Below are 24,455 nucleotides of genomic sequence, written 5' to 3' on the forward strand. Positions count from 1 at the left end.
AGCCGGTTGATGGTTGAAGCATAGAGCTATTCATGTTTGCATAGGGCATGAATGCGGGAGATTAAGAGAATCTGCAGCTGTTTGCAGGATTGTGCGCCGGTTTTACTGAGGGCAAAGATGTAAAACCAATGGCAAAGATGCAAAAATGCAAAGCTTTGCGCTGGACACAGCCTATGCTGTTGAATTAAAAGATTAACAAACTGTGTAAACATATCGGGGGATTATACGGAAAGCGCAAGAATTTGTTTACCATAGTGTTGGATTTGCGTGGCAGCTGTGCCACGTTGGCAGATGAAGTAAACAGATTTTAATCGCGGCGCTTGCTTGTATATGAAAACCGGTTATTACAAAAAGCATTATGCACTATTTTCTCGGATTACGGGCCGGGACAACGAAACGAAGGTTAAATAGACCTATGACGGCAAATTCAAAGTTCTTTGGTGCTGCTTCTGCGGTCGCTATGTCGGTGGCAATGCTTGCTTCCGGTACGGCAGCGATCTCTTTTGCCACTGTCAGTGTTGCACAGGCAGCAGTCGTTAATCGTATTGATGTTCGCGGCAATAAGCGGGTGGATGCGGCGACAATTCGCGGTGCAATCAATATCAAGCCCGGCAAATCCTTCACCAATGCTGATATTGATGCGGCTGTTAAGAGCCTCTTCAATATGGGGTTGTTCTCTGATGTCCGTATTCGTCAGGCGGGCGGGGCGCTCATTGTTAATGTAACTGAATTTTCGGTTGTTAATAATGTGCTGTTTCAGGGGAATAAAAAGATCAAGGATGCTGATCTTGCCCGCGCTGTTGAGCTGAAGTCGCGCAGCCCGTTTGATCCGGCGCAGATGGAATCAGATCGTCAGGCTATTGTTGAGGCCTATCGCCATGTCGGCCGCAATGATGCGGTTGTAAATGCCCGTACCATTGATCTTGGTCAGGGGCGCGTTAATGTGGTTTATGAAATCACAGAGGGCGGCCGCACAAAAATCGCCAATATTGATTTTGTCGGCAATGAAGCCTTTGGCGGTCGTCGTCTGCGCGATGTTATTTCAACCAAACGCACCAATCCGCTGTCATGGCTGACCCGTGGCGATATTTATAGTGAAGATCGTCTGCAGGCTGATGAAGAGGCGCTGCGCCGTTTCTACTATAATCGCGGTTATGCGGATTTCCGCGTTGTTTCTTCTAATGCAACGCTTGATCCGGCAACCAATGCCTACACAATCACCTTCACGGTGGATGAGGGACAGCGCTATACTTTTGGTGATGTGCAGGTTGAGAGCTCTATTCCGGGTGTGGATACGCAGGCTCTTGACGGCATGCTGAAGACGCGTCCGGGCAAGGTTTACAGTGCGCGGGATGTTGAGCAGTCGGTTGAAGCTGTAACCGAGCGCGTGGCTGGCAGTGGTTATGCTTTTGCCAAGGTGGAGCCGCGCGGCGATCGTAATTTTGAGAATCATACAATCTCGGTTGTCTATAATGTGGAGGAAGGTCCGCGCGCTTATGTGCAGCGTATTGAAATCCGCGGCAATGATAAAACCCGTGATTATGTAATCCGCCGTGAATTTGATCTGAGTGAGGGGGATGCCTTCAATCAGGTGATGATCACCCGTGCAAAACGCCGTCTGGAGGCGCTGGATTTCTTCCAGACAGTCAATATTTCCACCGCACAGGGCTCTGAGCCGGATCAGGTTGTGCTGATTGTGGATGTGGTTGAAAAGCCGACAGGGGAATTCTCGATTGGTGCCGGCTATACATCAGGCGGTGAAACGCCGGGTGCTTCAGTTGAGGGCTCGGTTGCAGAGCGCAACTTCCTTGGTCGCGGCCAGTTCATTCGTCTGAGCGCAGGTGCCGGTCAGGATAGCGCACGTAACTATGGCTTCTCCTTTACCGAGCCATATTTCCTTGGTCAGCGTATTTCTGCGGGCTTTGATGTTTTCCGCAAATCCTACCGCGTCAAGGATCAGTATGACGTAGAGCAGACCGGCGGCACAATTCGCTTTGGCCTGCCAATTACCGATAATTTCGGTGCCAGCATTGGTTATAATCTGGTGCAGGAAAAATATAAGCTGAAGAGCAGTGATATGAATATCTATGCTCCGGCTTTGATTGAGGCTGCGGAATTTAGCCCGTGGCTGCGTTCCTCGATTTCCTATGCGCTGACCTATAACAATATCGACAATGTGAACAATCCGCATGATGGTCTTTTTGTGCGTTTTGGTCAGGAATTTGCCGGTCTTGGCGGCGATGCGAAATTTATGAAAACAACCGCAACAGCCAGCTATTACAAAACCTTGTTGCAGGAAGCTGATGTTGTAGGTCTGCTGCGCGCCGGCGGTGGTTATATCCATTCCTTCTCTGATGACGGCACCCGTATCTTCGATATGTTTAAAGGTAACACGGATATGATCCGCGGCTTTAAATATAATGGTATCGGTCCTTGGCAGAAGGCAAATAACGGTGACATGTACTGGATCGGCGGTACAACTTATTTCAACGCCAGTGCTGAAGTGCAGTTCCCGATGCCGGTTATTCCAGAGAGCCTTGGTATTCGCGGTGCCTTGTTTGCCGATGCGGCAACGCTCTATGGCACCAAATATGACGATGCTCACGGAACGGGCAGTGCATGGCGCGCTTCTGCCGGTGTGAGCCTGATGTGGGCTTCTCCGTTTGGCCCGCTGCGCTTTGATTATGCAGTGCCACTTAAGAAAGAAGATTCTGATAAGGTTCAGAACTTTAACTTTGGTATGTCGAGCAAGTTCTGATAACTTTGCTTTTTCCTGAGGCGGCTTCACAATCTGTGCCTTCCGCCTCAGGGCAGAAAGTATGTTGATGGCAGATCCTGTATTTTATACTCTGTCCTGCGCACTCAACGTCGCTGATATTGCTCAATTAACCGGTTCTGAATTGCTTACAAAGCAATATGCAGACCGGAAAATTGAGCATTTGGCGTCTTTGGACAATGCAACGCCGGGCTCACTTGTTTTTATTGAAGGCAAAAAGAGCGGCGTGGATCTGGGTTCACTGAAAGCTGCAGCGGTTTTATGTGCTCAGGCGCAGGCTTCCCAGATTCCTGATGGCGTGGCTGTGCTGGTGAGCAATGCGCCGCATCGCGATTTTGCTGCTATTGGCCGCAAATTATATATGCAGGCTGTGCATCCGCGCTCCTTGCTTGGCGTGCCGGGCATTTCCGAACACGCAACCATTCATCCCACAGCTGAAATCGAAGGCACGGTGACGATTGAGCCGGGCGCGGTTGTGGGCGCGCATGTGTCTGTCGGTTCCGGCACAACAATCAGCGCCGGCAGTGTGATCGGGGCAGGCTGCAAGATCGGACGGGATTGTATTATCGCGCCGCATGTTTCTCTCACTTATGCGCTGATTGGCAATCGCGTTTATTTGCATCCTGGCGTGCGCATTGGCCAGGATGGTTTTGGCTATGTGCCGGGGCCTGCGGGGCTTGAAAAAGTGCCGCAGCTTGGCCGCGTGATTATTCAGGATGATGTTGAGGTTGGCGCCAATACAACAATTGATCGCGGCTCATTGAGCGATACGGTGATCGGTGAGGGCACAAAAATCGATAATCAGGTGCATATTGCACATAATGTTAAAATCGGGCGGCATTGCATTATCGCCGGACATTGCGGCATTTCCGGCAGTGTGACTATTGGCGATATGACAATGCTGGGCGGGCGCGTTGGCCTTGCCGATCATATCAATATCGGATCGCGTGTGCAGATTGCTGCGGCAAGCGGCGTTATGAATGATATTCCCGATGGTGAAAGATGGGGCGGTCTGCCAGCCAGACCGCTGAAGCAGTGGTTCAGGGATATTGCGACCTTGCGCAGTATCGGACAATCTAAAAAGGAGAAATCCTGACATGAGTGAAAATGCTGAACGGAGTGCGCTTGGTGCTGCCGATATCCAGAAATTACTGGCAGTGCTTCCGCATCGCTATCCGTTTTTGCTGATTGACCGTATTGTTGATATTGATGGTGATGAATCGGCAACCGGTATCAAGAATGTTACTTTTAATGAACCGCATTTTACCGGACATTTTCCTGCGACGCCGATTATGCCGGGCGTGTTGATTCTTGAGGCTATGGCACAGACTGCCGGCGCAATTTCAATGATGAAACGTGGCCTTGAGGATACCGGTACTGTTTTTTTGCTGACAATTGATAATGCAAAATTCCGCCGTCCGGTTGTTCCCGGTGATCAGATGCTGCTGCGTGTTAAAAAGATGAAACAACGCGGCAATATTTCAAAATTTGCCTGTGTGGCCGAGGTTGATGGTGTTAAGGTCGCTGAAGCTGAAGTTTCTGCGATGACTGGTGAATAGCAGCTTAGTGCTCTGTGCTGCGGCATAATTTTTATAAATAAACCAGAGCTTGTATTTTTGCTCTGATGCAACCAAAGAAAAGCGTGATTTGAATGCGTGAAACCTTTATTCACCCGACAGCCTGTGTGGAAACGGGCGCAAAACTTGGTCAGGGGGTTTCCATCGGAGCGTTCTGCCATGTGGAGGCAGGAGCCGAGATCGGTGACAATTGTGAGCTGATGAGCCACGTTGTTGTGACCGGCTACACGACTTTGGGTGAGAATGCCAAGGTTTTCCCGCATGCCATTCTTGGCTGTGAGCCGCAGAACGGCAAACATAAAGGCGGCCATACCAAGCTGATAATCGGCAAAAACTGTATGATCCGTGAGGGGGTAACCATGCATCGCGGCTCAGATACCAGCCGTGGTTATACTCAGATTGGTGATAACAGCTCGTTTCTTGCCTATGCTCATGTGGCGCATGATTGCGATGTGGGCAATCATGTTACCTTTGCCAATAATGTGATGATTGGCGGCCATTGCGAGATTGGTGACTATGCTATTCTTGGCGGCGGTGCTGCGGTGCATCAATTTGTGCGCATCGGCCATCATGCATTTGTTGGCGGCATGGCTGCTGTTGTGCAGGATCTTATTCCGTTTGGTATGGCTATTGGCGTTCATGCCTATCTTGGCGGCCTCAATATTATTGGCATGAAGCGCTCCGGCCTGCCACGTCAGGAAATTCATGCGGTGCGTCGTGCAACGCGCATGTTGTTTGACCGCAGCAAACCTGTGAAGGATCGGGTGGAGGATCTGCGTGCGGAATTTGCAGATTCTGCCGCGGTCGGGGATATGATTGCGTTTATTACCGCAGATGCCAAACGCACATCATTCACAACGCCGCCTCTGCATGGCAAACATGCAAGCCCGGAAGATCAATCATAATATGATGACGACAGATGCCGTTCCCGCCAAGGCAATTGATGCCAAAGCCCGGACTGCTATTATTGCCGGGAACGGTCTTTTGCCGCAAGTGGTGGCAGAAGCCCTTGAAAAAAAAGGCAACCCGCCTTTTGTAATCTGCCTGAAAGGTGAGGCGGATGAGGCGCTTAAACGCTATGATCATGATACAATTTCGGTTGTGGAATTTTCCCGTCTGATCCGCTTGCTCAAACAGGCAAATATCAGCAATGTTGTTCTTGCCGGTGGCGTGCGTCAGCGGCCATTGCTCAGCGATATCCGGCTGGATATGACAACCTTGCGCGCCTTGCTGTATGTGTTTGGCGCTTTGGGCAAGGGTGATGACGCTCTGTTGCGCGCATTTATCAGGCTGCTGGAATCCTATGGTTTTCATATGGTCGGCGCTCATCAGATTGTGCCGGATATTCTGGCGCCCGCTGCATCGGTGCTGACATCCGTGAAGCCGGATAAAAAAGAACAGCATAATATTGATCTGGCACTTGAGGCCGCGGTGATGCTTGGCAAACTGGATGTCGGGCAGGGCGCGGTTGCTGTTGGCGGGCGTGTTGTGGCGTTGGAAGGCGTTGAAGGCACGGATAATATGCTGTTGCGTGTGCAGCAAATGCGTGGTGAAAAGCGCATTCCGCAGCATGGCGGTGTTTTGGTTAAATGCGCCAAGCCGGCGCAGGATGAACGTGCAGATTTGCCGACAATCGGTGTTGATACTGTGACGAATATTGCCGCTGCGGGGCTTGCAGGCATTGCGATTGAGGCCGGACGTACGGTTATGTTATCCTATCGCGAGACAATTGATGCCGCAAATGCGCAGGGTCTTTTTATTGTGACATTTAACAGTTCTCGCGTGGCGGATACTTTGTGAGTTTTGCGGACAATAAACAGGCCGGATTGGGTGCTGCAATAATGGCAGGCATGGTGCCGCAATATTGACAGGCCGGAAATGTGAAGCGGCTTGGGATGCCTGTAATGCGATAATCTAAAGCGCGGTGACACAAGATGAATGAGAATTTTCCATTAAAAATTGCGGTTGTCGCCGGTGAAGAATCGGGGGATTTGCTTGGTGCTGACCTTATTGACGCATTGCGGGCCGGCACAGATCGCCTTGTTGATCTTGTTGGTGTGGGCGGCGTGCATTTGCAGGAACGCGGCCTGAAAACCCTGTATAATCCTGATGAGATTGCATTGATGGGAATTGGTGCCGTGCTGGCACGATTGCCCAAATTGATGATGCGCATTCGCCAGACTGCCAAAGCCATTGTTGAAGCAAAGCCGGATTGTCTGTTGATTATTGACAGTCCGGATTTTACGCATCGCGTTGCCAAAAAAGTACGTCAGGCTGATCCGTCAATTCCGATTGTTAAATATATTGCGCCCAGTGTCTGGGCGTGGCGGCCGCAGCGCGCCAAGGAAATGCGCAAATTCATTGATCATGTGCTGACGGTGCTGCCTTTTGAGGTTGAGGTGATGGCGCGTCTTTCAGGGCCGCAATCCACCTATGTTGGCCATCGTCTGACAAGCTATGCCCCGTTGCTGGAAGTGGCAAAAGCGCGCAAAAACCGCAAGGCTCCGCATGCGGAAGCTGAAAAGACAGTGCTGTTGCTGCCGGGTTCGCGGCGTTCGGAAATCAATGCCCTGTTGAAAGAATTTGGCAAGACCCTGCAATTGCTTGATGAGAGATGCGGCTCGGTGCAGGCAATTTTGCCAACATTGGAGCGTCATGAACCTTTGATACAGGAATTGACAAAAGATTGGCCGCTAAGGCCGGTTATTGTAACCGGCGAGGATAAAAAATGGGAGGCTTTTGCCAAGGCTGATGCGGCACTGGCGGCATCGGGCACGGTTTCTCTGGAATTGGCGTTGGCAAAAATTCCTGCGGTGATTACCTATAAGGCTGATTTTGTCAGCCGTTTGCTGATCACGCGGCTGATCACAATCTGGAGTGCATCACTGCCCAATATTATTGATGACAGGCCGGTTATTCCGGAGTTTTTTAACGAGTTTGTGCGTGCAGGCATGTTGAGCCGCCAATTGGAGCAATTATTGCGGGAAGGGCCGGTGCGGCAGGCACAGATGGAAGGCTTTAAACGGATTGCAGAAAAAATGCATACCGATAAACCAGCCGGAGAGCTGGGTGCTGCAGTATTGCTGGAACTGGTTGAGAAACACAGAAAAGCACCCGCGCATTAATCAGCAAATTATTGCATATTCTGTTTTTACAAGGATACCGCCGTGGCGGTATCCTTTTTTGTAAAGCTTAGCGGATAAGGTGGCTAACGGATAAGATGGATTGTAATCCTGCGCTCAATCCATTCAATAATATTGCGCAGCACTTCCACAATCAGCAGATAAATGATTGCCGCCCACAGATAGGTCTGGAAATCAAAGGTGCGGGAATAGGCACGTCTTGTTTCCCCCATCAGGTCGTAAACAGTGATAATGGCAACAATAGCGGAGCCCTTAATCATCAAAATCACTTCATTGCCATAGGGGCGCAGCGCAACAACCAGAGCCTGAGGCAGGATGACTTTGCGAAAAGTCTGGATTTTTGACAGGCCGAGCGCATGAGCGCCTTCCCACTGGCCTTTGGGAACACTGAGAATGGCTCCGCGCAGAATTTCTGCCTGATAGGCTGCCGTATTAAGCGTAAAGGCCAGAATAGCGCAATACCATGCCTCGCGGAAAAAGCCCCACAGTCCCAGGCTCTCCAGAACCGGGCGGAATGTGCCGAAACCGTAATAGATCAGAAAAACCTGCGCCAGCAACGGTGTGCCACGGAAGAAGTAAACATAGGCATAGGCGATATTATTGATAAAACGATTATCCGACATACGCGCAAGCGCCACCGGTAATGAGAGCAGGGCACCAAGAAAAATGGATATAGCCACCAGTATCAGGGTGGTTTTTAAACCATTCCAGTAGCGCGGGCCGTAGGTCTCAATAAGGTCAATCTGCCATGCATTATACAGATAAATGGCCAGACCGGCGAACAGCACCAGCCAGAATGCCAGCAAAATATGGCCGGTTATGCGCGCACCTGTCCACGGGCGCGGAGGCTCGGCAGGGCGAAAAACCCGATCAGTCTGAGTATTGTTTGTCATGGTCATGAGCGCGCCACACTTGCTGTTGATTTTTTATTGCTGCCTTGTGCCCAGTTTTCAATCCGGCCGATGAAATAGGACGAGATGATTGCAAGGATAAGATAAAGCAGGCAGGCTACCCCGTAGAACAGAAACGGCTCTTTGGTAACGCGGGCGGCAACCGATGTCTGGCGCAGAATATCGGTGAGGCTGATCACCGAAACCAGTGATGTATCCTTTAAAAGAACCAGCCATAAATTAGCCAGACCCGGCAGGGCTATTTTGATCAGTTGCGGAAAAATGATTTTGCGCATCGTCTGGAAAGAGCTGAGACCAACGGCATAGGCGCCCTCATATTGCCCTTTGGGAATAGCGCGAAAGGCAGATAAAAAGACCTCACTTGAATAAGAGGAAAACACAAAGCCCAGCGCCAGCATACCGGCCGCAAAAGCATTAACCTCAACCGAGCCTTGTATGCCAATGGCGGCAAATAATTTTTGAATAGCCAGCGAACCACCGAAATAAACCAGAAACAGGGTGAGAAGCTCCGGAAGACCGCGAAATATTGTGGTATAGATATTAGAGGCCAGACGCAGGGAAGGTTCTGAGGACTGCTTACCCAAAGCAACAAGGAAACCAAGTAACAAACCGACAGGTAATGTGGCAAGCGCCAGCATAACGGTTGTTAAAAGTCCCCATGCTATGCTCAGCCCCCATCCCTCCGGACCAAAGCCAATCAACACAGCATATTTTTCCATATAATAAATCCCTGTAAGGACGGACAACAAAATGCACTTATAGCCCGTCGAAATCAGTATAAAACCGTATCAGGTAAAGCATATACGGTTTGCGGTTTGTTATTCGCCGTAAATATCGAAATCGAAATATTTATCGTTGATCGCCTGATATTTTCCGTTTTGTCGCAGAGCGATTATGGCCTGATTGAATTTTTCAACAAGATCGCCGCGGCCTTTTTTAACGGCAACACCCACACCAGGGCCGTGAATTTCAAGATCAGCCTTGACTGTGCCAATCAGCTTGCAGCACTCACCTTCCGGTGTTTTTAGCCAATCGGTGAGTGAAACCACATTATCATTCACGGCATCTATGCGGCCATTGGCCAAATCCATGCGTGCCTCATCCGCACTGCCATAGGATTTGATCGTGCTGTCTTTATAGGTATGTTCGGAATAAACAGCATGAATGGTTGATGATTGCACGCCGATGGTTTTGCCGGCCAGATCCTCTGCGGTTGTGCCTTTAAGATCAGAATCTTTAAGTGCGGCAATGCCCGCTGCCGGATTATAATATTTATTGCTGAAATCCACCTGTTCCTTGCGGGCAGGCGTGATGGACATGGAGGAGATCACAGCATCCAGCTTGCCCGATTGCAGGGCGGGGATCATGCCATCCCAATCCTGCACGATGATCTCACATTTTGCCTTCAGCTCCTCACAAAGAGCATTGGCAATATCAACCTCAAAACCGGCAACCGTGCCGTCAGACTTCACAAAATTATATGGAGGATATGCGCCTTCAGAGCCGATTTTCAGCACCAGCGGCTCCTGTGCGCGGGCAGGGGCAGACAGGCTGACCGCCGCGCAAAGCACCATCATGCCGGCTGCAGCAAAATTGTGCAGGACAGCGCGTGAATTGCGGGAAGTTCCCTCGCTTGTTCTCATTCCTTGTTAACCCCCATTATAAGAAACATTTATTTATTTTATCCGCCCGTTGCCCATTTTGTTATTTGTAGAGCGGAAATTGGTTGGCGGCGATAATTCCACTATTCCGGCTCTAAAGGCAAGCCTTGCAAGCAAATTGTACATACATAAAAATCTTGAAAACCGGACATGATATTGCTGAAACCAACTTGCACTCCATTTAAGGTTTTTTGTTTAAAAAATTATTCTATATTATTGTTTTTTATATATTTTAATGCTTTTCACGTTTATTTTCTTGTCATTTTTGGCAATGCTATATCATGCAATAAAGGAATAGGGCTATGATAAAGCATCACCGGACAGCGGCAAAGCCACATCCGGAAATTGTGGTTCAGAATGTGGCTTTGCCTGTTATTCTGCCGCTTTTAACGACAGGTAATCAGTTCTCGGCGCCATAGGCATCGAAATCAAAATATTTATCGTTGATTTCCTTATATTTGCCATTGGCACGGATAGCCTTGATCGCATCATTGAACTTGGCGATCAGCTCCGGATTGCCTTTTTTGAAAGCCACGCCGGCACCCGGGCCGTGAATTTCAGGAACCGGAGGCCATGTGCCAATCATTTTGCAACATGCGCCATCTTCGGTCTTGAGCCATTCAGACAGGGTCACACTGTCATCACTTGCCGCATCCAGCCGGCCATTGGCAAGATCAAGGCGATATTCCTCTGCTGTGGGATAGGCTTTGATCGTGCTGTCTGTGAAGGTCTTTTCGGCATAATTGGCATGTGTTGTGGAAATCTGAACGCCGATGGTTTTGCCTGCCAGATCAGCCTTGGTTATGCCTTTGATATCTGTATCCTTAGGCGCAACGAGCCCCGGAGGGGTATTGTAATATTTATCGCTGAAATCCACCTGTTTTTTGCGCTCATCGGTAATCGACATTGAGGCAATAAAGGCATCAAACTTACCGGCCTGAAGGCTTGGAATAGCGCCGTCCCACTCAATAGTGATGAATTTGCATTCGGCCTTCATCTCTTCACAAAGTGCCCGGCCAATATCAACATCAAAGCCTGAAAGTTCTCCGGAAGCGTTGATAAAATTAAACGGAGGGTAGGCGCCTTCTGTCGCGATTGTCAGTTTCAGAGGCTCCTGTGCCTGGGCAGCACTCATATCAAAAGTGGTTGCGCCCGCAGCAACGAATGCCGCCAGAGCAGATCCGGTAATCATTCTGGTAATTTTCATAGACTTCCTCACTCCGTTAACCCATTCAAGTAAAAATTACAGCCGAAGCGGAACCGGCATTATCTCGATAATTTTGCGCCGGATTCTGGCGTAATTATTGTGCGCAATGATAATCCCATCATTTTTGCGACAAAGGCAAGAACAAAAAATATTTTAAAATCCGGCAAGCTTGCAGAGATTGATAAACAAGGCCGGATTGCGTGTTTTATAAGAGTAATTTAATTTTAAAATATATATAAATCATATTGTTATGATTGTTTTTTTATTTTTTAATTTAATGATGATATAAAAATCATCCGGATTTCAACTGGCAGTAATCTTCCACAAAATCAGCAATTTTCTTAATGTCATCAAGATCAAAAACCGGTACGCTCTGGCCGCTCAATGGTTCATCACAGGTGATGGCGACAATGGAATATTGTTGCGGATCAAGCGGCAACTGTGTCGGGCTCTCTTTGCGGCGCACTTCAATTTTTGGGTGTTTGTCGTTTTTATACCCTTCCACAAGAACGAGATCGCAGGGTTGCATATGGCTGATTATTTCTTCCAGTGGGGGCTCTTCATCGCCGCGCAATTCATGCATCAGCGCCCAGCGGCTGAAAGAAACAATTGCAACTTCGCCGGCGCCGGCCGCGCGATGGCGGTAGGAATCTGTGCCTTCCTTATCAATGTCAAAACTGTGATGGGCATGTTTAACGGTCGAGATTTTATAGCTGCGTAGTGTAAGTTCACGCACCAGCCGTTCTGCCAAGGTGGTTTTACCGGCATTTTTCCAGCCGGTAATGCCAAAGATTTTTTGTGTCATCAGCTATTCCTCAAAATCTGCCGGCTGATGCAATTGCCATGCAGATCTTGCCTGTGCCAGCTCCTGATAGGTGTTGATGTTAAAAAACGGATCAAGTCCGCTGATTGCATCCGGCATATCAAAATCCGCATAGGCACAGCTGTGGCCGGCGGCGAATATGCGGATACTGCGTCTTTTGCTTTGTTGCAGCCAGCTTTCCAGCGGATTGGCTATGGCTGCCGGCCACAGGGCAAATGTTGGGTGTATTTCATTGCCGGAGCGGGCGAAGATAATTTCTGCATTGCTGTCCGTTTGTTTCTGAACCAGTTTTTGCAAAAGATCTTCAGGAAAAAATGGCGTATCAGCAGCAACACTTAATATATGGCTGTAGCCGTGTTGCGCGGCATGGCGGCAGCCGGCCAGAATGCCGGCCAGCGGGCCGCTGCCGTGCCATGCGCCATCATCAATCACAGGAAAGGCAAAACGAGAAAAAAATGCCGGCTCGCTGTTTGCGCTGATAATAATATCAGCAAGCTGTGCCTGCAGACGGGTGCATACCTGATGCAAAATGGAAGCATCGCCCAGCGGGCGCAGTGCTTTGTCGCCGCCGCCAAGCCGCCTGCTGTGGCCACCTGCCAGAATAAGCCCCAAAACCTTATGCTTCATTTCATATCTGCTCCGGAGTTTAAAAAAAGCCGGTTTTTGCAAGAATTGTTTTAATCCGGCGACGGCAGATCTATGGCATATTGCCTGCGTAATGCCCGTTTTTTACGATAGCCGGTGATAGCTTCACGATAAAGCATATAGCAGCCGCTGGCGACCACAATTGCAGAACCGGTTAATGTATTTTGATCCGGTATCTGGTTGAATACAACATAGCTTAAAGTAATAGCCCAAAGCAGGCTGGTATAACGAAAGGGTGAGGCAAAGGAGATATCACCGCTGCGGGTGGCCAGAATAATGCAGTGATAGCCAATAATCAGCAAAACTGCTGCAATGCTGACATGTATAATATCCTGCTTCTGTGGGGAGACCCAGCCGCTATCTGCCTGCATCATGATAAAGCCGGTGATGGTAATCATGGTTGAGGTGATGACAGAAATCAGCATGGTCGGGATGTGCGGATTGATGCGCCGCGTGCTCAGATCACGCAGGGCTGTAAAGCCGATGCCGATGAGAAGAAGCAGCGAATAGGCGCTCATGCCATCGCTTCCGGGGCGGATAATAATCAGCACCCCGATAAAACCCGCGGCAATGGACAGCCAGCGCCGCCAGCCGACCTTTTCCCCCAGAAACAGCACAGCGCCCAGCGTAACGGCCAGAGGCACTGCTTGATAAACGGAAGAGACAAAGGCAAGTGACAAATGGGTAAGGCCGATAAGATAGCAGGTGGTTGCGCCAACCTCGCCAAGGCCGCGCATCAATGTCATTCTGTCAAGCGCGCTGCGCCATTGCGATAATGCGCCCTGCCGCCCTGCCACAAACAGCAACAGGATGATGCACAACAAACCGCGCATAAAAATAAACTGGCCGAGATTAAGCGTTTGTGTGGAATATTTGGTCAGTGCATCACCAATGGTAAAAATTCCCATGCCGAGGCACATATAAAGAGCAGAGCGGATATTGGCTGAAAATGTCACGATGATGATCCTGTAAGGAAGCCGGATCAGGCTTCCTTTTGCCGGATAATGTAGCAATTATTTTTGCGACATGGTTACAGCTTTGCGTCATCTGCAGCCAAATAAATGATAATTTTTAGCGGAAAATCCGCTGCTTGCCATAAACAGGGGCTTTAGCCGCCTGTCACGCTCATATGGCGGGCAAGGGCAGGCGTTTTATTGCGCCGGTCGATGATAAAATCATGGCCTTTCGGCTTGCGCAGAATCGCCTGATCAATTGCTTCTGACAATAATTGATCATCTGCACTTGCACGTAGCGGCTTGCGCAGATCTGCGGCATCTTCCTGTCCGAGGCACATATAAAGCGTGCCGGTGCAGGTGACGCGCACACGGTTGCAGCTTTCACAGAAATTATGGGTCAGCGGGGTGATGAAGCCAAGCCGGCCGCCGGTTTCGGCAATTTGCACATAGCGGGCAGGGCCGCCGGTTTGCAGCGCAATATCTGTCATGGTGAACTGGCGCGCAAGAGCCGCCCGCAATATAGAGAGCGGCAAATATTGATCTGTACGATCATAATCAATCTCACCGAGCGGCATGGTTTCAATCAATGTCATATCCATGCCGCGGCCATGCGCCCAGCGCAGCATATCCGCAATTTCATGATCGTTAAAACCTTTTAGCGCAACAGCATTGATTTTAACCTGCAAGCCGGCATTTTGTGCGGCATCAATACCGCGCAAAACCTGCGCAAGCTCGCCCCAGCGGGTAACAGTTCTGAATTTTTGCGCATCCAGCGTATCGAGAGATACATTAATACGCCGCACGCCGTGTGCTGCCAGCTCATCTGCATAGCGCGCCAGTTGTGAGCCGTTGGTTGTCAGTGTCAGCTCATCCAGATTGCCGGCTTCAAGATGGCGCGCCAGATTGCCGATAAGATGCATAATATTTTTGCGTACCAGAGGCTCACCGCCGGTAAGGCGGATTTTACGCACGCCTTTTTTGATAAAACATGTACAGAGCCGGTCGAGCTCTTCAAGCGTGAGCAGTTCTTTTCTTGGCAGAAAGGTCATATGCTCGGCCATGCAATAGGTGCAGCGGAAATCGCAGCGATCTGTCACTGAAACGCGCAAATAGGTGATTGCCCTGCCAAAAGGGTCGATCATTGGCGGTCGCACATCTTCCATTTGGTTTTTCAGCATAATATTCCCGCCCTGCAACTGTTTGTTATTTTGGTTATCTCAGGAGATAAGATCAAGTTTGCGCTATGTCCAGTTTCATAATGTCACGCAGCCTTGATCTGCCTGTTAAATATTCTGACACAGGAATATACAAGGCATATGGTGCAAACTTATGGCAGGGCTGAATTATGGGTGATATCTGGCCGGAAGAGCTGCGGGTTTCCAAAGACCGCAAAACATTATCTGTAACATTTAATAACGGGCATAATTATTCATTTCCCGCCGAGATGCTGCGCGTCTTGTCACCTTCGGCAGAGGTGCAGGGGCATGCGCCTGAGCAGCGGGTAACTGTGCCGGGCAAGATCAATGTTGAAATTATGAAAATTGATCCGGTGGGTAATTATGCAGTACGCATCACATTTGATGATATGCATGATACAGGCCTTTATACATGGCCTTATTTGCATCAGCTGGGTGAGGAATATGAAACCCGCTGGCAGGCCTATCTGGATGAGCTGAAAGCCAAAAATCTCAGCCGTGAGTCCAAGTTTTAGCGATAGACTTATTAGCGATAGACCGGAAAAGTCGCGATAAAATGTGAGATGAAAGAAAAAGCCGGAGGCAACTCCGGCTTTTTTACAAGATCTTACGAGAGGTTCAGTTCCTTGAAAAAATCATTGCCCTTGTCGTCAATAACGATAAAGGCAGGGAAATCTTCCACTTCAATGCGCCAGATGGCTTCCATACCCAGTTCCGGATATTCAACCACCTCAACTTTTTTGATGCAGTCCTGCGCCAGACGGGCGGCAGGCCCGCCGATGGAGCCAAGATAGAAACCACCGTGTTTTGCGCAGGCATCGCGCACCTGACGGGAGCGGTTGCCTTTGGCCAGCATCACCATGGAGCCGCCAAAAGACTGGAACTGATCAACATAGGAATCCATGCGGCCTGCCGTTGTGGGGCCGAAAGAGCCGGAGGCGTAACCGGCCGGGGTTTTGGCAGGGCCTGCATAATAAATCGGATGATTTTTGAAATAATCCGGCATGGTTGCGCCATTTTCCAGCCGCTCACGGATCTTTGCATGTGCCAGATCGCGTGCCACAATGATGGAACCGGTTAATGAAAGGCGGGTCTTTACCGGATATTGCGACAAGGTCTTGAGGATCTGTTCCATCGGCTGGTTCAGATCAATCCGCACAACATTATCTGATAATCTGCTTTCATCAATATCCGGCATATATTTTGCGGGATTGGTTTCCAGCTGTTCAAGGAAAATGCCGTCTTTGGTGATTTTGCCCTTGGCCTGACGGTCTGCCGAGCAGGAAACGCCCATGCCGATCGGCAGGGATGCACCATGACGCGGCAGGCGGATAACCCGCACATCATGGCAGAAATATTTGCCGCCAAATTGCGCGCCCACACCCAGAGACTGCGTGAGTTTGTGGATTTCCTGCTCCATCTCCAGATCGCGGAAAGCATGGCCGTCCGGCGAGCCTTTTGTCGGCAGGCTGTCAAGATAGCGGGTGGAGGCCAGTTTGACGATTTTGAGGTTTTGCTCCGCCGATGTGCCGCCAATAGCAATAGCCAGATGATAGGGCGGGCAGGCTGCGGTACCGAGCGTCAGGATTTTTTCCTTAAGAAAAGCGATCATCCGGTCATGTGTCAGCAGCGATGGTGTGCCCTGAAACAAAAAAGTTTTATTGGCAGAGCCGCCGCCCTTGGCCACAAAAAGGAATTTATAGGCATCCTCGCCTTCCTGATAAATATCAATCTGGGCGGGCAGGTTATTTTTTGTGTTTTGCTCCTTGAACATTTCCAGCGGCGCAAGCTGCGAATAGCGCAGGTTCTTTTTATTATAAGCATCCATCACACCCTGACCGAGCGCATTTTCATCGCCGCCTTCAGTCCACACGCGGCGGCCTTTTTTGCCCATAATAATGGCCGTACCGGTATCTTGGCACATTGGCAGCACGCCGCCAGCGGCAATATTGGCATTTTTCAAAAGATCATAGGCAACAAAGCGGTCATTATCGGTTGCTTCCGGATCTTCCATAATCTTGGCCAGTTGTTGTAAATGGCCAGGGCGAAGCAAATGGTTGATATCCGCATAAGCGGTTTCAGCCAAAAGGCGCAAGCCTTCCGGTTCAACGGTCAAAATTTCCTGGCCTTTAAAAGTATCGACTGAGACATAGTCCGAGGTCAGTTTACGATAGGGGGTTGTGTCCTCACCAAGCGGAAACATATTGGTATTGATTTGCTCAGTCATTTGTCACCTTGATTTTTCCCTGCGCAATGCAGCAATTCCATGCCGCATCCGGATCAGTGTTTTAAAATAGGATGACCGGCTTTTACCCCTTGTGATCCGCCTTGCCACTGCGGCAGATTGCTCATCCGGCCTGTTTTTAACCGGCATTATGGCTTGTGAAGAAAACTTATGCTTATTGTTAAAAGTTTCTAAATCACCATGATGCATAATTTCTGGCAGTGGATCGCGCCAGAACCAGCCGGACAGCATGAGTCTGAAGCGATATCTTTGCCGGATACGCCGCGTATCCTGATCAATGGCTTTATATTGGGCTGATGAGCTACGGACAAATTATGACTTTTCCGCTGAAAACCCGCTACTCACTTATAACAGTTTCAAAGCGTAAGGCATGCCTTGCCACGGCGCTTGCGCTGATCGGGGCAATGGCCGTTCTGGCACCGGCGCAAGAGGCTGCGGCTGCAAGCAATTTGATGGAATTATTCCGCCAAAAACGGGAAGCCCGTCAACAGGCTCCCCGGCAGGAGATACAACCTGCACCAATGCCGCAGGGTGGCAATGCGGGGCAAAAGGCGCAAATATCCAGAACAGCACCGGCGCCAAAACCGGCAGCTCCTGTGAAGACGGTTACCGTGAAAGGCCCGCAATTTTATGATTATCGGCCGGAAAAGCTGGTCAGGATTGATTTTTCGCCGGTGGATATGCAGCTCACTTCCTCGGTTTCAGAGGATGAAGGGCATGTTGTGGCTGATCAGGCGGCGGCTGATAATGCGCCGCTGTTCTCGCCGGTGCGTATACTGGGTGAGGCCGGGCATCTGTTTGGTGATTTGCAACAACAAAGTGTAAAACTAATCAATCAGGCAGGTGTGCCTGCGCAAGCCGGCGGTTCAGATATTGTTGCGCCAAAGACAGGCGGCAAGATTGATCAGGCGCAGGTTAATGCCGTGCTGGAAGCGATGAAGCTCACCAATGTGCAGGCCGAGCAGCCGGTGGCCGAGGCTATTCTTGCTTTTTACGCAACAGAGCATAGGCTTTTATGGTCAGACGGGCTGCATGTATCGCAAAATGCTCAAAATGTGCTCAATCTGTTTGAGCGGGCTGAAGAGGACGGATTGTCTTCTGCCGAATATGCGGTGCGCGAGCCTGAAGCACAATTTGATATGGCAAATAAAGCGCAGCGTATCCGCGAAATGGCGGATTTTGAACTGCGCATGAGTGCCCGCGCCTTGCGCTATGCGCTGGATGCCGGAGAAGGGCGGGTGATCGCCAATCGCCTGAGTGGTTTTCATGATCTGCCGCGCAACAGGATTAAGCCGGATGTGATGCTGAAAGCTCTTGCTGATGATGCTGATCCGGCCGCAATATTGCGCGGACTTCACCCGCAAAGCCGCTATTACCAGCAATTGAAAGCGCAATTGGCAGCCATGAAACCGGCGCAGGCAGAGGATATCCGTATTGCACCGGATACGCTGATCAGACCCGGGCAGAGCAATCCGGAATTGCCGAAGATTCTGGCGCTGATTTCCAAAAAAGCGCCTGCCGGTTATCTTAATTCCTATCAGGAGATATTTGACCGCCATTATATGTCTGAGCTTTATGATCCGGAACTGGTGGCTGCGGTTAAGGATTATCAGAAGCTGATGGGCAAGACGCCGGATGGCATAATCGGCCGCGCAACCATTGCGGCTTTGCAGGGGGAGAGCCCTGCTGTCAGGCGTGAGCGTATTCTCTATGCCATGGAGCGGTTGCGCTGGCTGCCGCTCGATTTTGGTGAGCGTTATGTTTTTGTCAATCAGCCGGCTTATCGGGCGCAATATTTTAACAAAGGCAAAGAGCAGCTGGCGATGGATGTGGTGATCGGTTCACCACGCAATCAGACGCATTTTTTCTATGATACGATCAGCACTGTGGTGTTTAATCCGTCATGGGGCGTGCCACGCTCAATTGTGATGAATGAGATGATGCCGCGCATTATGGCTGATACAAATTATCTGAGCCGTAATAATTATGAGGTTATCTCCGGCGGAAAATCTGTGCCGGCATCAGCGGTTAACTGGTCGGCGGTGGCTCAGGGCAAGGCGCATGTCGGAATCAGGCAAAAACCTGGCCCCAATAATGCTTTGGGTGAGCTGAAGATCCTGTTTCCGAACAGCCATGATATTTATCTGCATGATACGCCGTCAAAGGCAACTTTTAAACGTGATATGCGTGCGGTAAGCCATGGCTGCATTCGTCTGGCAGATCCGCGCGCTATGGCATCTGCGGTTATGGGGACGGAACAGGAAAAGCTCAGCCGGTATTTTGGTAAAAGCGAGCGTGGAATCAAGGTGCCGCAAGGCGTGCCGATCTATCTGGCCTATTTTACGGCATGGCCGGATGAGGCAACGGGAAAAATCCGTTATTATGATGATGTTTATGGCCGTGATGCGGCACTTGCAAAAGCTTTTGCCAAAACAGGGCAAAGCCGCATGGCGGCAATGTGAACGCAATACGGTTTAAAAACAAAAGGGGCGGGCAATTGAACTGCCCCTTGAGGGCTGTATTGGTATCCGCCTATCAGGGGCAATGCAAACCGCCTCTTTTTTAATTTATGGGGTGTTTTAGTGCTGCAATATCAATGGCGGTTTTATTCTCCACTTTAATATCGTTTTAAATTGCGAAAAATTGCCGTTGTGGGGGCGCAAGGCCTTTGCGTCCGGCGGTATGATTGGTTATCAATAGCGCGAAATTTTTTGATCATGCCGTTTCTGCTGAGATAGTGGCGCGGTATTGGCTCTACCGTTTGTTTCACGCATTTGCTTATGTCCGGCAACTATGCAAACCGGCAGTGCAAATGCTTTATGGAAGGATACTCCCAATGACTGCGATCATCGATATTGTCGGTCGTGAAATTCTTGACAGCCGCGGTAATCCGACTGTTGAAGTTGACGTAACACTGGAAGACGGGTCTTTTGGCCGTGCGGCTGTGCCAAGCGGCGCTTCAACGGGCGCTCATGAGGCGGTGGAACTGCGCGATGGCGGCAGCCGTTATCTCGGCAAGGGGGTTGAGCAGGCTGTTGAAGCTGTAAATGGCGCAATTTTTGATGCCCTTGCCGGCCATGAGGCGGAATATCAGATTGAAATCGACCGGATCATGATTGATCTGGACGGCACGCCAAATAAGAGCCGCCTTGGCGCCAATGCAATTCTCGGCGTTTCCATGGCTGTTGCCAAGGCTGCGGCACAGGCTTCCGGCCAGCCGCTTTATCGCTATGTCGGCGGCGCCAATGCCCATATTTTGCCGGTACCGATGATGAATATTATCAATGGTGGCGCCCATGCGGATAATCCGATTGATTTCCAGGAATTCATGATTCTGCCTGTCGGGGCATCTTCCCTGCGTGAGGCTGTGCGCTATGGCGCGGAAGTGTTTCATACCTTGAAAAGCCGTCTGAAAGCAGCAGGGCACAATACCAATGTGGGGGATGAGGGAGGCTTTGCCCCTAACCTGCTCAGCGCGGAAGCTGCACTTGATTTTATTATGGAATCAATTGCCAAGGCTGGTTTCAAGGCCGGTGAGGAAGTGGCAATTGGTCTGGATTGTGCTGCCACTGAATTTTTTAAAAACGGCAATTATGTTTATGAAGGTGAGGGGATTACCCGCTCGCCGCAGCAGCAGGCTGAATATTTGGCCAAGCTGGTGAATGATTATCCTATCATCACGATTGAAGATGGTATGTCGGAAGATGACTGGGATGGCTGGAAAACCCTTACCGATCTTACCGGTAAAAAGGTTCAGCTTGTTGGTGATGATCTTTTTGTTACCAATTCCGCACGTCTGCGTGATGGTATCAAAATGGGTGTTGCCAATTCCATTCTGGTAAAAGTCAATCAGATCGGCACATTGTCAGAGACTATGGATGCGGTGGAAACCGCACATAAGGCCGGATACACCGCTGTTATGTCGCACCGCTCCGGTGAAACGGAAGATTCCACCATTGCCGATCTTGCTGTTGCCACCAATTGCGGACAGATCAAAACCGGTTCGCTTGCCCGTTCTGACCGGTTGGCAAAATATAACCAGCTGATCCGTATTGAGGAAGAGCTTGGTTCGCAGGCGCGCTATGCCGGTCGCTCGGCTTTCAAAGGGCTTTAATCAGCCTGTTTGCGCCAGCCTGAAAGCTTTGAGCCTTTGAATGGCAGACCCGCACATCTTGTGCGGGTCTTTTTTTATAGTGAAGGGGTGAATTGCAGGCATTTTGTAAGCCTCTGTTAAGCTTAAATATGCTTTAAGTGAAAATCGGATCAAATTTATTATAATCTGATATCTGGTCTGGTGTGTTGAGTATGGGTTTGAAGCAAATATCCGTTCAGGCGGCTCAGATATATGCTGATATAGCTGAATTTGCCCTGAAACTACGGATGCGTATTGCTTCTTGAGGTTTATCAATGTGGACAAAGCAAAAGCGTAAAAGCATCAAAGGTCAGCTGATAGTGCCCGCTCTGGCAGCTGCATTTTTGTCCTATTTCGGTTTTCATGCTTATAATGGTGCCTATGGCATTTATTCCAAGGAGCAGTTGCAGGTGCAGGCTGCGGCGCTCAGCCAGCAATTGGAGGATCTGCGTGAACAACGGGAGTCTCTGGAGCGTCAGGTTTCACAATTGCGTGACGGTTCGATTGATAAGGATATTCTGGATGAGCAGGCGCGCCGTGCGCTGAATCTGTCTCATGCGGATGAAGTCACGATTATTGTGAATCGTGACCAAAAGGCCGATTAACCAAATTCAGGTTAATCGTACGATTATTTATTGTTTTCAATAAGTTATATACTGTAAAATTAGCTGTTTTGCTATATTGTAACTTTGGCCGAGGCGGTTTATTCTGCGCCCACTATAACAGGGAGCAAAATATGGCACCTAGGGCTCAAAAAACTGCCGCGGGCAAATCGCAGGCAGCTCTGTCTAACACCCTCAAGGCACCCAAGCCTGCTGATTTTACCAAGGAAGAAGATCTTCACGCTTATCGTGAGATGTTGCTGATCCGTCGCTTTGAAGAAAAGGCCGGTCAGTTATACGGTATGGGTTTTATCGGCGGTTTTTGTCATCTTTATATCGGTCAGGAAGCTGTTGTTGTCGGCATGCAGAAAGCAATGCGTGAAGGCGACCAGACCATTACCGCTTATCGCGACCACGGCCATATGCTGGCTGCCGGTATGAGCGCGCGCGGGGTGATGGCTGAACTCACCGGACGCCGCGGCGGCTTGTCGAAAGGCAAGGGCGGCTCAATGCATATGTTCTCGAAAGAGAAGCATTTCTATGGCGGTCACGGTATTGTTGGTGCGCAGGTGCCGCTTGGCACCGGTCTGGCTTTTGCAAACCGCTATCGTGGCAATGATAATGTATCGGTAACCTATTTCGGCGACGGCGCTGCCAATCAGGGGCAGGTTTATGAAAGCTTCAACATGGCTTCGCTTTGGAAGCTGCCTGTTGTCTATGTGATTGAAAATAACCGCTATGCCATGGGGACTGCTGTTACCCGCGCTTCGGCTGAAACCGATTTCTCCCGCCGCGGCCTGTCCTTTAATATTCCCGGCATTCAGGTGGATGGCATGGATGTGCGTGCGGTAAACTCGGCCAGTGAGGAGGCGCTGGAATGGGCGCGTTCCGGCAAGGGGCCGATCATTCTGGAAATGCAGACCTATCGCTATCGCGGTCATTCCATGTCCGATCCTGCCAAATATCGCAGTAAGGATGAAGTGCAGAAAATGCGCTCCGAACATGATCCGATTGAGCAGGTTAAGCATCGTATGATGGATAATGGCTGGTTCACAGAAGACGAGCTGAAGGAAATTGACCGGCAAGTGCGCGATATTGTTGCTGATTCAGCTGATTTTGCGCAGGCCGATCCGGAGCCGGATGCATCTGAACTCTATACTGATATTCTGTTGTAAGGAGCGAGCGCCATGCCTGTTGAAATTCTTATGCCTGCGCTCTCTCCGACTATGGAAGAGGGCAAACTCTCCAAATGGCTCAAAAAGGAAGGTGACAAGGTCTCTTCCGGTGATGTGATTGCCGAGATTGAAACCGATAAGGCGACCATGGAAGTGGAAGCCGTTGATGAAGGTACAATCGGCAAGCTTGTGGTTGCGGAAGGTACTGAAGGCGTTAAGGTAAATGCTGTCATCGCCATTTTGCTGGAAGATGGTGAAACGGCTGATAATATTGGTTCAGCGCCAGCCGCCGCGCCGGCTGAAACACCTGCCGCTTCCGCTGAAAAACCGGCAGCATCCGCGCCTGTTGCAGCGGTGCCTGCCGCGCCTCAGCTTGAAATTGCCGGCGATCCCGATATTCCTGCTGGTACAAAAATGGTGCCGACAACCGTGCGTGATGCGCTTCGTGATGCCATGGCGGAGGAAATGCGCCGCGACCCGGACGTTTTTGTGATGGGTGAGGAAGTGGCTGAATATCAGGGCGCCTATAAGGTAACGCAGGGGCTTCTGGCAGAATTCGGCGATAAACGTGTTGTTGATACCCCGATTACCGAACATGGTTTTGCCGGTATTGGTGTCGGCGCGGCTTATACGGGCTTGCGTCCGATTGTTGAATTTATGACTTTCAACTTTGCCATGCAGGCGATTGACCAGATCATCAATTCTGCCGCCAAGACATTATATATGTCCGGTGGTCAGATGGGTGCGCCTATGGTATTCCGCGGCCCTTCGGGGGCGGCAGCGCGTGTTGGCGCGCAGCACTCCCAGTGCTATGCTGCATGGTACAGCCATATTCCGGGGCTGAAAGTTGTGATGCCATATACAGCAGCAGATGCCAAAGGCTTGCTGAAAGCGGCTATTCGTGATCCAAATCCGGTGATTTTCCTTGAAAATGAAATTCTCTATGGCCACACATTTGATGTGCCTGATCTGGAGGATTTTGTGTTGCCGATCGGCAAGGCCCGCATTCATAAAGTGGGCAAGGATGTTACCATTGTATCCTTTGGCATTGGTATGACCTATGCGGTCAAGGCTGCTGAAGAGCTGGCACAGATCGGTATTGATGCAGAAATTATTGATCTGCGCACCATCCGCCCGATGGATATGCCGACAGTGATTGAATCAGTCAAAAAAACCGGCCGCCTGGTGACCGTTGAGGAAGGTTTCCCGCAATCATCCGTTGGTACGGAAATTGCCACCCGCGTTATGCAGCAGGCTTTTGATTATCTTGACGCGCCGATCATGACCATTGCCGGCAAGGATGTGCCAATGCCATATGCTGCCAATCTTGAAAAGCTGGCATTGCCTTCGGTTGCGGAAGTGGTGGAAGCCGTTAAAACTGTTACCTACACAGGTTAAGGGGAAGG

Annotated in this window: 21 protein-coding genes; 12 read left to right on the forward strand and 9 right to left on the reverse strand. The window is 50.1% G+C overall.

The window, feature by feature from the left end; all coding sequences use genetic code 11:
* The first annotated feature begins 415 nt into the window (after positions 1-415).
* The 6 genes from bamA to lpxB all read left to right on the forward strand — a co-directional run bounded on the left by bamA (position 416) and on the right by lpxB (position 7,478).
* Entirely contained in the window at positions 416-2,758 is a 2,343-nt protein-coding gene (bamA, locus tag ACSTTO_RS08745) for an outer membrane protein assembly factor BamA (protein WP_439272767.1), read from the forward strand.
* A 67-nt stretch (positions 2,759-2,825) separates the two neighbouring features.
* Positions 2,826-3,872 (forward strand): UDP-3-O-(3-hydroxymyristoyl)glucosamine N-acyltransferase, encoded by a 1,047-nt coding sequence (gene lpxD, locus ACSTTO_RS08750; protein WP_439272768.1) that lies wholly within the window; start codon positions 2,826-2,828, stop codon positions 3,870-3,872.
* 1 nt (position 3,873) lies between these two features.
* Positions 3,874-4,335: a 3-hydroxyacyl-ACP dehydratase FabZ gene (fabZ, locus tag ACSTTO_RS08755; RefSeq protein WP_439272769.1), complete on the forward strand. Its 462-nt coding sequence runs from the start codon at positions 3,874-3,876 to the stop codon at positions 4,333-4,335.
* 92 nt (positions 4,336-4,427) lie between these two features.
* Complete coding sequence (lpxA, locus tag ACSTTO_RS08760) at positions 4,428-5,258, forward strand: acyl-ACP--UDP-N-acetylglucosamine O-acyltransferase (protein ID WP_439272770.1); 831 nt, start codon at positions 4,428-4,430, stop codon at positions 5,256-5,258.
* A 1-nt stretch (position 5,259) separates the two neighbouring features.
* Positions 5,260-6,153: an LpxI family protein gene (locus tag ACSTTO_RS08765; RefSeq protein WP_439272771.1), complete on the forward strand. Its 894-nt coding sequence runs from the start codon at positions 5,260-5,262 to the stop codon at positions 6,151-6,153.
* A 134-nt stretch (positions 6,154-6,287) separates the two neighbouring features.
* The gene (gene lpxB, locus ACSTTO_RS08770) at positions 6,288-7,478 is read left to right on the forward strand and encodes a lipid-A-disaccharide synthase (RefSeq protein ID WP_439272772.1); all 1,191 of its coding nucleotides are present in this window, start codon (positions 6,288-6,290) and stop codon (positions 7,476-7,478) included.
* A gap of 83 nt (positions 7,479-7,561) precedes the next feature.
* Here the strand turns inward: lpxB and ACSTTO_RS08775 are convergent, their stop codons facing one another.
* The 8 genes from ACSTTO_RS08775 to moaA form a co-directional block, all read right to left on the reverse strand.
* Positions 7,562-8,389: an ABC transporter permease gene (locus ACSTTO_RS08775; RefSeq protein WP_439272773.1), complete on the reverse strand. Its 828-nt coding sequence runs from the start codon at positions 8,387-8,389 to the stop codon at positions 7,562-7,564.
* A 2-nt stretch (positions 8,390-8,391) separates the two neighbouring features.
* Positions 8,392-9,126, reverse strand: coding sequence for an ABC transporter permease (locus ACSTTO_RS08780; protein WP_439272774.1), 735 nt, complete (start codon positions 9,124-9,126; stop codon positions 8,392-8,394).
* Positions 9,127-9,225: 99 nt separating this feature from the next.
* Entirely contained in the window at positions 9,226-9,984 is a 759-nt protein-coding gene (locus ACSTTO_RS08785) for a transporter substrate-binding domain-containing protein (protein WP_439272863.1), read from the reverse strand.
* 484 nt (positions 9,985-10,468) lie between these two features.
* A complete protein-coding gene (locus ACSTTO_RS08790) occupies positions 10,469-11,203 on the reverse strand; it encodes an ABC transporter substrate-binding protein (RefSeq protein ID WP_439272864.1) in 735 nt (244 codons plus the stop codon).
* Positions 11,204-11,567: 364 nt separating this feature from the next.
* Positions 11,568-12,080 carry a molybdopterin-guanine dinucleotide biosynthesis protein B gene (mobB, locus tag ACSTTO_RS08795; protein ID WP_439272775.1) on the reverse strand — a complete coding sequence of 171 codons (513 nt, stop codon included), beginning with the start codon at positions 12,078-12,080 and terminating at the stop codon, positions 11,568-11,570.
* Positions 12,081-12,083: 3 nt separating this feature from the next.
* Positions 12,084-12,725, reverse strand: coding sequence for a molybdenum cofactor guanylyltransferase MobA (gene mobA, locus ACSTTO_RS08800; protein ID WP_439272776.1), 642 nt, complete (start codon positions 12,723-12,725; stop codon positions 12,084-12,086).
* 50 nt (positions 12,726-12,775) lie between these two features.
* The gene (locus tag ACSTTO_RS08805) at positions 12,776-13,699 is read right to left on the reverse strand and encodes a DMT family transporter (protein ID WP_439272777.1); all 924 of its coding nucleotides are present in this window, start codon (positions 13,697-13,699) and stop codon (positions 12,776-12,778) included.
* Positions 13,700-13,851: 152 nt separating this feature from the next.
* Entirely contained in the window at positions 13,852-14,877 is a 1,026-nt protein-coding gene (gene moaA, locus ACSTTO_RS08810) for a GTP 3',8-cyclase MoaA (protein ID WP_439272778.1), read from the reverse strand.
* Positions 14,878-15,044: 167 nt separating this feature from the next.
* Here moaA and ACSTTO_RS08815 point away from each other — a divergent pair, with 167 nt between their 5' ends.
* Positions 15,045-15,410 (forward strand): gamma-butyrobetaine hydroxylase family protein, encoded by a 366-nt coding sequence (locus tag ACSTTO_RS08815; RefSeq protein WP_439272779.1) that lies wholly within the window; start codon positions 15,045-15,047, stop codon positions 15,408-15,410.
* A 92-nt stretch (positions 15,411-15,502) separates the two neighbouring features.
* Here the strand turns inward: ACSTTO_RS08815 and ACSTTO_RS08820 are convergent, their stop codons facing one another.
* On the reverse strand, positions 15,503-17,122 hold the full coding sequence (locus ACSTTO_RS08820; protein WP_439272780.1) for a fumarate hydratase: 1,620 nt from the start codon (positions 17,120-17,122) through the stop codon (positions 15,503-15,505).
* A 332-nt stretch (positions 17,123-17,454) separates the two neighbouring features.
* Between ACSTTO_RS08820 and ACSTTO_RS08825 the strand changes: the two genes are divergently transcribed.
* The 5 genes from ACSTTO_RS08825 to ACSTTO_RS08845 all read left to right on the forward strand — a co-directional run bounded on the left by ACSTTO_RS08825 (position 17,455) and on the right by ACSTTO_RS08845 (position 24,447).
* Positions 17,455-19,602: a L,D-transpeptidase family protein gene (locus tag ACSTTO_RS08825; protein ID WP_439272781.1), complete on the forward strand. Its 2,148-nt coding sequence runs from the start codon at positions 17,455-17,457 to the stop codon at positions 19,600-19,602.
* 374 nt (positions 19,603-19,976) lie between these two features.
* Positions 19,977-21,254 carry a phosphopyruvate hydratase gene (gene eno, locus ACSTTO_RS08830; protein WP_439272782.1) on the forward strand — a complete coding sequence of 426 codons (1,278 nt, stop codon included), beginning with the start codon at positions 19,977-19,979 and terminating at the stop codon, positions 21,252-21,254.
* Positions 21,255-21,547: 293 nt separating this feature from the next.
* Entirely contained in the window at positions 21,548-21,877 is a 330-nt protein-coding gene (locus tag ACSTTO_RS08835; protein ID WP_439272783.1) for an FtsB family cell division protein, read from the forward strand.
* Between the two features lie 131 nt (positions 21,878-22,008).
* Complete coding sequence (pdhA, locus tag ACSTTO_RS08840) at positions 22,009-23,049, forward strand: pyruvate dehydrogenase (acetyl-transferring) E1 component subunit alpha (protein ID WP_439272784.1); 1,041 nt, start codon at positions 22,009-22,011, stop codon at positions 23,047-23,049.
* Positions 23,050-23,061: 12 nt separating this feature from the next.
* The gene (locus tag ACSTTO_RS08845) at positions 23,062-24,447 is read left to right on the forward strand and encodes a pyruvate dehydrogenase complex E1 component subunit beta (protein ID WP_439272785.1); all 1,386 of its coding nucleotides are present in this window, start codon (positions 23,062-23,064) and stop codon (positions 24,445-24,447) included.
* The last annotated feature ends 8 nt before the right edge of the window (positions 24,448-24,455 follow it).

It is taken from the genome of Pseudochrobactrum albidum (assembly GCF_051851455.1).
Taxonomy (GTDB): domain Bacteria; phylum Pseudomonadota; class Alphaproteobacteria; order Rhizobiales; family Rhizobiaceae; genus Pseudochrobactrum.